The organism is Methylobacterium sp. J-092 (genome assembly GCF_022829325.1).
Taxonomy (GTDB): Bacteria; Pseudomonadota; Alphaproteobacteria; order Rhizobiales; family Beijerinckiaceae; genus Methylobacterium.
On the sequence record NZ_JAKSXU010000069.1, the window covers coordinates 68,408 to 76,752 of the forward strand.

At 68.4% G+C, this 8,345-nt stretch carries 6 protein-coding genes; 4 read left to right on the forward strand and 2 right to left on the reverse strand.

Going from position 1 to position 8,345, the window contains the following annotated elements; translation table 11 throughout:
- The first annotated feature begins 27 nt into the window (after window positions 1-27).
- The 4 genes from MKK60_RS07315 to MKK60_RS07330 are packed head-to-tail and all read left to right on the forward strand — an operon-like array spanning window position 28 to window position 5,664.
- Entirely contained in the window at window positions 28-1,557 is a 1,530-nt protein-coding gene (locus MKK60_RS07315) for an N-acetylneuraminate synthase family protein (RefSeq protein ID WP_243984734.1), read from the forward strand.
- Window positions 1,558-1,612: 55 nt separating this feature from the next.
- Window positions 1,613-3,475, forward strand: a complete 1,863-nt coding sequence (locus MKK60_RS07320) for a thiamine pyrophosphate-binding protein (RefSeq protein ID WP_243984736.1) — start codon at window positions 1,613-1,615, stop codon at window positions 3,473-3,475.
- On the forward strand, window positions 3,472-4,521 hold the full coding sequence (locus tag MKK60_RS07325; protein ID WP_243984739.1) for an NAD-dependent epimerase/dehydratase family protein: 1,050 nt from the start codon (window positions 3,472-3,474) through the stop codon (window positions 4,519-4,521). The genes MKK60_RS07320 and MKK60_RS07325 overlap by 4 nt, the downstream gene beginning before the upstream one ends.
- Window positions 4,522-4,527: 6 nt before the next feature.
- Window positions 4,528-5,664, forward strand: a complete 1,137-nt coding sequence (locus tag MKK60_RS07330; RefSeq protein WP_243984741.1) for an FkbM family methyltransferase — start codon at window positions 4,528-4,530, stop codon at window positions 5,662-5,664.
- Here MKK60_RS07330 and MKK60_RS07335 read toward each other — a convergent pair.
- Window positions 5,661-7,844, reverse strand: coding sequence for a tetratricopeptide repeat protein (locus MKK60_RS07335; RefSeq protein WP_243984744.1), 2,184 nt, complete (start codon window positions 7,842-7,844; stop codon window positions 5,661-5,663). The genes MKK60_RS07330 and MKK60_RS07335 overlap by 4 nt on opposite strands.
- Window positions 7,845-7,983: 139 nt before the next feature.
- The coding region (locus MKK60_RS07340) for a flagellin (RefSeq protein WP_279604010.1) at window positions 7,984-8,345 on the reverse strand (362 nt) is incomplete at its 5' end.

An 8,345-nucleotide genomic window follows, 5' to 3' on the forward strand; every position in this document is an offset into this window, starting at 1 on the left:
AGCGCCCTGCTGAACGAGACCAACCCCATGTCACTGTCGCGGACGTCGCCTGTCGCCTCTCTGATCCCGGAGCGCCTGTTCATCTTCGAGCTCGCCAACAACCACATGGGCGACGTCGAGCATGGGCTTCGCATCATCGACGAATTCGCAGCCCTGGCCCGCGGCTACGATTTCGCCTTCGCGATCAAGCTCCAGTTCCGCGAGCTCGACACCTTCATCCACCCGGATTTCAAGGGCCGGACCGACATCAAGTACATCAAGCGGTTCTCCGAAACCCGCCTGGACCGCGCGCAGACGCGCCGCCTGGTCGCGCGGATCAAGGAGCACGGGCTGATCGCCATGTGCACGCCCTTCGACGAGGCCTCCGTCGATCGCATCGTCGCGGACGGCTTCGAGATCCTGAAGATCGCGAGCTGCTCGTTCACCGACTGGCCGCTGATCGAGGCGATCGGGCGGACCGATCTGCCCGTCGTCGGCTCGACCGCCGGGATCGAGCTGCTCGACATCGACAACATCGTGTCCTTCATGCGCCACCGCGAGCGCGATTTCGCGCTGATGACTTGCGTCGCGCAGTATCCGACGCCCGCAAGCGACCTGCAGCTCAACCAGATCGATCTCCTGCGCGCGCGCTATCCCCACCTGCGCATCGGATACTCGACGCACGAGGACCCGAACGAGACGCTGCCCGTTGCGATGGCGATCGCGAAGGGCGCTACGCTGTTCGAGAAGCATGTCGGCGTCCCGACCGAAACCTACGCGCTCAACGCCTACTCCGCATCGCCCGCCCAGGCGCGGGCCTGGCTGGATTCGGCCCGGAAGGCCTATGCCTGCGCCGGGGTGACGGGAGAGCGGGTCGAGCCGTCGCGGGAGGAACGCGACGCCCTGCGCGACCTGCGCCGGGGCGTGTTCGCTAAGCGACCGATCGCCAAGGGACAGCGGCTCAAGGCCGAGGACGTGTTCTTCGCGATCCCCGCGCAGCCGGGCCAGGTCACCGCCAACGACTGGTCGAAGTACACGCACTACACCGCGACCGACGACATCCCCGCCGCGGCCCCGGTCACGTCCGCCGCCACGCGGCGGGAGGAGGTCCGGGCACGGATCCTGTCGATCGTCGAGCGTGTGAAGGCCCTGCTCAGCGAGAGCCGCGGGGTGGTGCCGGGCGAGGCCGAGCTCGAGATCTCGCACCATTACGGTCTCGACCAGTTCGATCGGGTCGGCATCACGATGGTGACCGTGGTCAACCGCGGCTATTGCAAGAAGCTCATCGTCGTCCTGCCGGGGCAGTCGCATCCCGAGCAGTACCACGCGCGCAAGGAGGAGACCTTCCACATGCTGCACGGCGATCTCGTCCTGCGGCTCGACGGCGAGGATCAGGTCTGCCGGCCGGGCTCGGTGGTGACGATCACGCCGGGCACGCGGCACGCCTTCGAGAGCCGGACCGGGGCGGTGTTCGAGGAGATCTCCTCCACCCACGCGGTCGACGACTCGTTCTACACCGATCCGGCGATCGGGCAGAACCCGGATCGCAAGACCTTCCTGCGCTACTGGCTCGCCTGACCGACGCCCCCGGCCGATCTCCGAGCCTGCCGCACCATCGAGAGACCCACCCGCGATGACCACCCATCTCCGGCGCCTGGCCGATTACGTCGCGGAGTTCGTGGCCGCCCAAGGGGTCGGCTGCGTCTTCCTCGTGCCCGGCGGCGGCGCGATGTACCTCGTCGACGCCGTCGGCGCCTGCCCCGCCCTGACCTACGTCCCGAACCATCACGAGCAGGCCTCGGCCATCGCGGCCGAAGCTTATGCGCGGGTGAACGGGCGCCTCGGCTGCGCCCTGGTGACGACGGGCCCGGGGGCGACGAACGCCATCACCGGATGCGCCGGCGCCTGGATCGAGTCCGTGCCGCTGCTGATCATCTCGGGACAGGTGAAGCGCGACGACCTCATCGGCGCGAGCGGCGTCCGGCAGATGGGGCCGCAGGAGGTCGACATCGTCTCGATCGTGCGGCCGATCACCAAATACGCCGCAACGGTGATGGAGCCGGCGGCGATCCGCCGGCATCTCGAGGAGGCGGTGCACCGCGCGACGACGGGGCGGCGCGGGCCGGTCTGGCTCGACATTCCGCTGGACGTGCAGAACGCGACGATCGACGTCGCCGCGCTCGCCGGCTTCGCGCCGCCGTCGCCCGACGCGAGCACCGGCCCGACTGAGGCGCAGCTGGATGCCGTGATGGGCATGGTGGCGCGGGCGGAGCGGCCGATCATCCTGGCGGGGCACGGCATCCGCCTGGCGGAGGCGGCGGGCGCGTTCCGCGAGCTCTACGAGACGTTGCAGATCCCGGTGGTGACGACGTGGAACGCCGCCGACCTGATCCCGGCGGCCCATCCCCTGAGCGTCGGCAAGCCCGGCACGGTGGCGCTGCGCGCGCCGAACTTCGCGGTCCAGAACGCCGACCTCGTGATCGCGATCGGCGCGCGCCTCGACAACGTCGTCACCGCGCACAACCCGGCCAAGTTCGGCCGCCACGCGCAGAAGGTCGTCGTCGACGTCGATGCCGCCGAGCTGGCCAAGTTCTCGGAGAATACCGGCTTCTCCTTGAGGATCGAGGCCGACGCGCGCGACTTCATCGGACGGCTCCTGCCGCGGGCGCGCGAGGCCGCGCCGGTCGACCGGTCCGGCTGGCTCGCGCGCTGCGCCGACTGGAAGCGGCGCTATCCGATCAACGACGGCGCGCCCTTCCCGACAGAAGGGCCGATCGGCCATTTCCACCTGACCCAGATGCTGTCCGAGGAACTGCCGGAGGACGGCCTGATCGTCACCGGAAGCTCCGGCCTGGCGGTCGAGTTCTTCCACACCGGCTTCCAGAACAAGCCGGGCCAGCGGGTGTTCCTGACCTCGGGTCTCGGCGCGATGGGCTACGGCCTGCCGGCGATGATCGGCGCCTACATGGCGTCCGACCGCCGGCCCTTCGTCGGGATCGAGAGCGACGGCTCGCTGATGATGAACGTGCAGGAACTGCAGACGATTGCCAGCCTCGGGATGCCGGTTCGGATGTTCGTGTTCAACAACAACGGCTACGCCTCGATCCGCACGACGCAGCGCAACTACTTCGAGGGCCGCTACGTCGGCAGCGGGCCGCAGTCCAAGCTCGACATCCCCGATCTCGTCGCGCTGGCCAAGACCTTCGGCTGGGACGCGTTCGCGATCTCGGACGTCGCCGACCTGCGCGACGGCATCCGGCGCGCGCTCGATCACCCGGGGCCGCTCCTCGTCGACGTGCGCGTGATCGAGACCGAGGCGCTGTTCCCGAAATCGGCGGCCCTGCCCCAGGCCGACGGATCGATGCGCTCGATGCCGCTGGAGGACATGTCGCCGCTGCTGCCGCGCGACGAGTTCCGCGCCAACATGATCGTTCCCCTCGATCCGGCCTCGGAGACCGTGCCCGAGCACCTGATCGTCCGGCGCGCACCCGCGTGAGCGACGACTTCGGCGGCATCGCCTCGGGCGATCTCGATGCGGTGATCGCCCGCGTGGCCCCGGCGCTCGCCGAACTCGATCGTGCCTCGATCTTCCTCACCGGCGGGACCGGCTTCTTCGGGCGAGGGTTGCTCGCGCTGCTGGCGCGCGCGCGAACCACGTTGCCGATCGATCTCACGGTCACCGTCCTCTCGCGCGATCCCGGCGGGTTCCTTCGCGCCTCGCCCGATCTCGCGCAACGCGACTGCGTCCGGCTGATCGCCGGCGACGTGCGATCCTTCGCCTTTCCGGCCGGACGTTTCACCCATGTGATCCACGCGGCGACGGACACGAGCGCGGCGGCGGATCGCGATCCGATGACGTTGATCGCGTCGATCACCGAGGGCACGCGGCGCGTCCTCGACTTCGCGACCGCTGCGGAGGTGGGCCGCTTCCTCTACGTCAGCTCCGGCGCAGTCTACGGCCGCCAACCGCCGGACCTCGCGGCGATTCCGGACGATCATCCCGGCGCCTGCGATCCGCTCGATCCACGCTCGGCCTACGGGCAGGCCAAGCGGCTCGCCGAGCAGATGTGCGCGATCGTCTCCGCCCGGACGGCGACGGCCGCCGTGATCGCGCGGGCCTTCGCCTTCGTCGGGCCGGGATTGCCGCTCGACGGGCATTTCGCCATCGGCAACTTCATCCGCGACGCCCTGGATGGGCGGACGATCGTCGTCTCGGGCGATGGGCAGCCGGTCCGCTCCTACCTCTACGCGGCGGATCTGGCGGGCTGGCTGACGACGCTCCTCGTGCGCGGCATGCCCGGCACGGCCTACAACGTCGGCTCGGACCAGCCGATCAGCATCGCCGACCTGGCGGCCGCGGTCGCCGCAGAAATTCCGTCGAGCCGAGGCGTCGCGATCCGAGGCCTCCCCAGCGCCGGCGCCGACCGCAACCGCTACGTCCCGTCGATCGACAAGGCCCGGCGCGACCTCGGCCTGGACGTCTGGACCCCCCTCGACCAGGCGATCCGCCGAACCGCCGATGCCGCACGCCGAACAGGATAGGCCGTCATGAGCGGAACCGTGTTTGCCGACCTTCGCCGGCGCCTCGCCGTCCCCGACCAGGATTTCGCGGGTGTCGGGCGGGGCTGTCACATCTACGGCGCCGGCGGCTTCGGCAGGCGGATCGCGCGCGAACTCGTGCGGCTCGACGTACCGGTCCTGGGCTTCGTCGACCGGACCGGGCACGAGCGATCGACCGTCGACGGTCTACCGTGCCGCCATCCCGACGATCTCGGCGATGCCGAGATCGAAGGATCGGCCTACGTGCATGGGTTGATGAACCATTACGTGCCGTCGCGCTCCCTAGCAGAATGGGCCATTGCGCGCGGTTTCACCCAAGTCCTCTTCCCGACAGATCTGTATACGATACCCGGATTCTCGCTCGACAACTATTGGCTCGCACCACCCGCTGCGACGCTCGATCGGCTCGACGATATCGAAGCGCTCCACGATCGGCTGGGCGACGCCGAGAGCCAGGCTCTCTTGCTCGCCCTGCTCGACTATCGGCTTTCGACCGACCCACGGCGCCATCCCGAACTCTGCGCATCGGACGCATACGTTCCCGACTTCCTACCCATCTTCGATCGACCCATCACCTTCGTCGATGGCGGAGCCTATACGGGAGACACGCTGGAGACGCTGCTCGCGCACGACGTCTCCGTATCCGACTGGATCGCTTTCGAACCGGACGAGCGGAACATGGCAGCACTCGTCGAGACCGCCCGAAGGCATCGCGCAACGCTCGGCCGCTACACCTTGATCAAGGCGGGGCTTTCCAATGCGAACGAGACCGTTCAATTCACCGACGGCGACGGCGAAGCGTCGCGAGTCTTGGGCCCGCAGGACTTCGTTGCGGCAAGCACCTCTAGGACGGATATCCAAGTGGTCAGATTGGACGACGCCGTCAGTTGCACCGGCGACGTCTACGTGAAGCTCGATATCGAGGGGGCGGAACGCGACGCCCTGCAGGGCATGGAAGAGCTTCTGGCGCGGCGGCCGACGATCGCCGTCAGCGTCTACCATCGTCCCTCGGACCTATGGGACATCCCGCAAATCGTCGCCAACCTCTACCATCGCCCACGGTTCCGCCTGCGGCAGCATGGCCACCACGGCTTCGACACGGTCCTCTACGTCACGCCGAATTAAGACTCTAGGTTGCCGATCGGATCGGCGGGGGCAGGCGTTGAAGCGACCCAGCGCCGCCACATCATGCGCCAAGCCGCGACGACGTCGTCCGCCAGAAGACCATGATCCATGTGCGGACTCGCTGCGAAGCGGCCGCGAAGATCGTGGCGGATGGACCGCAACCACCCCGCATCCTCGGCCAAACGGCTGGCAAGATCCACATACGCGTCGACGGTCGGAGCGCTGAGTTCCAGAAGACCCGCATTCGTCAGGATCGAATGGCCCATCCGGGCCACGAAGTGGCTCCCTTCCAGGGCGATGAACGGCACGCCCATCCAGAGCGTATCGAGGCTCGACGTGCCGCCATTGTAGGGAAACGGGTCGAGGGCGATGTCGATCTGGTTGTAGAGGACGTAGCGGTTGCTCGGCGAACGCGCCTTCAGGATCGTGCGGTCGAGCGGGACGCCGAGGCGCTCGAGCCGCGCCGCGACGTGGCGCGCGGTCGCCGGCTCGTCCACGTCGGCGATCTCGAGGAGCAGCTTCGAGCCCGGGACCCGGTGGAGGATGCGGCCCCAGGCTTCGAGCGCGGCGTCGCTGACCTTGGTGAAGCGGTTGAAACAGCCGAAGGTGACGTAGCCGTTGTCTTCCGAGGGCGGATGATCGGCCAGCGGCAGCGAGGCCGCGGGGGCCTGGTAGCACGCGCCGGCGCGCGGGAGGCGCCAAAGCGCCTCGACGCTGAGGTCGTCGCCGACGCCGGGGGGTTCGGCGTGGAGATCGGTGAAGCGATAATCGATCGCCGACATGCCGGTCGTTCCGGGATAGCCGATCCAGCCGACCTGGATCGGGGCGGGCTTGCGGGCGAAGACGAGGATGCGGTTCTCGGCCGTGTGGCCGGACAGGTCGACGAGGATGTCGATCGCCTCCGCCTCGATCAGGTCTGCCGCCTCGTCGTCGGTGAGGCCGCACAGGCAGTGCCAGTGGGCGAAGCTCGCCTTGAGGCGCTCCGTCGCCGCGTCCTCGTTCACCGTGTTGGAGAAGGCGAAGGTCTCGATCTGCGTCGTATCGAACCGGTGCAGCGCAGGCTCGAAGAAGTAGTTGACCGCATGCTCGCGGAAATCGCCCGAGACGAAACCGACCCGCAGGCGGCGCTCGGGATCGCGATCGTTCGCGAACGGGCGGCGGCGCAGCAGCGGATCGGCGAACCGAAGGCCGAAGGCCTGGGCGTCGGCGAAGCGTTCCTCAGCGGTATAGTCGGCGGAGTACAGCTTGGTGAACAGGCGGTTGCTTTGGACGAAGGATAGGCTCGGGTCGATCCGCAGCGCCTCGTCGTAGGCGGCGATGGCCTCGTCGAGCAGGCCCATGTCCATCAGGGCGCTTCCGCGGTTGCTGTGGGCTTGCGCGAAGTCGGGGCAAAGCCGAAGCGCCTCGTCGAAGCGGTCGATCGCGTCGCGGAGGCGGCCCTGCTTGCGCAGGGCGACCCCGAAGTTGCTGAAGCTGTTCGGGTTGTTCGGATCGATCTCGATCGATCGGTCGAAGCAGGCATTCGCCTCGCGGTAGCGTCCCTGGCGCGCGAGGACCGTGCCGAGATTCGCCTTGATCACCGGCGCGTCGTCGTCGAGGGAGACGGCGATCTGCAGGAGGTCGACGGCGAGGGTCAGGCGGTTCGTCTGCGCGGCGATGCTGCCGGCCATGTGGAGCGCTTCGACGTGGCCCTCGTCGAGCATCACGATCATGTCGATCAGCGGCTCGGCGTCCTTGAACAGCCGGTCCTCGTAATGCTGGTGCGCTTCGGTGAACAGGTTGGCGATCAGCGCCGTCAGCGTCGCCTGGGTCTCGGCATCGGCGAAGCGCTTCTCGCGGAAGCGCTCGAGCACGGAGCGGGCGTCGCCGACCCGGCGGGCGCCGAGCAGGGCGGTGGCGAGCGAGAGCCAGTAATGCGGCTGGTCCGGCCCCGCCTTCAACGCGGCCGCGAAATGCGGCACCGCCAGCGCGACGCGATCGGTCTGGCTCGCGATGATGCCGAGCTTGTAGTTGGCTTCGGCGTTCTGCGGGTCGGCATCCAGCACCCGGCGATACTGCCGCTCGGCCGCCGCGAGCCGTCCGGCGCGCTGCTCGAGCGAGGCATCCTTCAGCAGCCTCGCGGTCGAGGATCGTCGCTGGGACGCGAACGGCAGGTCGCGATGATTCGTGCGTCGGGCCATGATGCCTCCCCCGCGCGACTGTCGCGTTGCGATGGTTAACGAACCGTTCCGGCCTCGCCCCCGATCGCCGCCGGGCCTCACGCATGAAAAAAGGCCGGGGCGATGCCCCGACCTCGCTCCGAACGCGCGTGGGCGCAGCCTACCGCAGGAGCTGGAGGATGCCCTGCTGCGCGGTGTTGGCCAGCGAGAGGGCCGAGATGCCGAGCGACTGGCGGGTCGACAGCGCCTGGGAGTTCGCGGCCTCCTCGTTGAGGTCGGCATCGGTGAGCCTGGAGGCGCCGGTGTCCAGCACGTTCTGGAGGGTCTTGGTGAAGTCCTGACGGTTTTGCACCACCGACAGGTTCGAGCCGAAGGTCGAGGCCGTCGGGCGCAGGGTCGCGGACGGGTTCGTCAGGCTGGTGGGCGTTGTCTTGACGTCGTTGGCGATCAGGAAGTTGCCCTGCCCATTCGAGGATGCACCGGAGTTGCCGGTGATCGCCGTGAGGCTGAGGCCGACCGAGG

Coding starts and splice junctions, on each gene's coding strand:
- MKK60_RS07315 (WP_243984734.1), top strand. CDS start 28: ATGTCACTGTCGCGGACGTCGCCTGTCGCCTCTCTGATCCCGGAGCGC.
- MKK60_RS07320 (WP_243984736.1), top strand. CDS start 1,613: ATGACCACCCATCTCCGGCGCCTGGCCGATTACGTCGCGGAGTTCGTG.
- MKK60_RS07330 (WP_243984741.1), top strand. CDS start 4,528: ATGAGCGGAACCGTGTTTGCCGACCTTCGCCGGCGCCTCGCCGTCCCC.
- MKK60_RS07335 (WP_243984744.1), bottom strand. CDS start 7,844: ATGGCCCGACGCACGAATCATCGCGACCTGCCGTTCGCGTCCCAGCGA.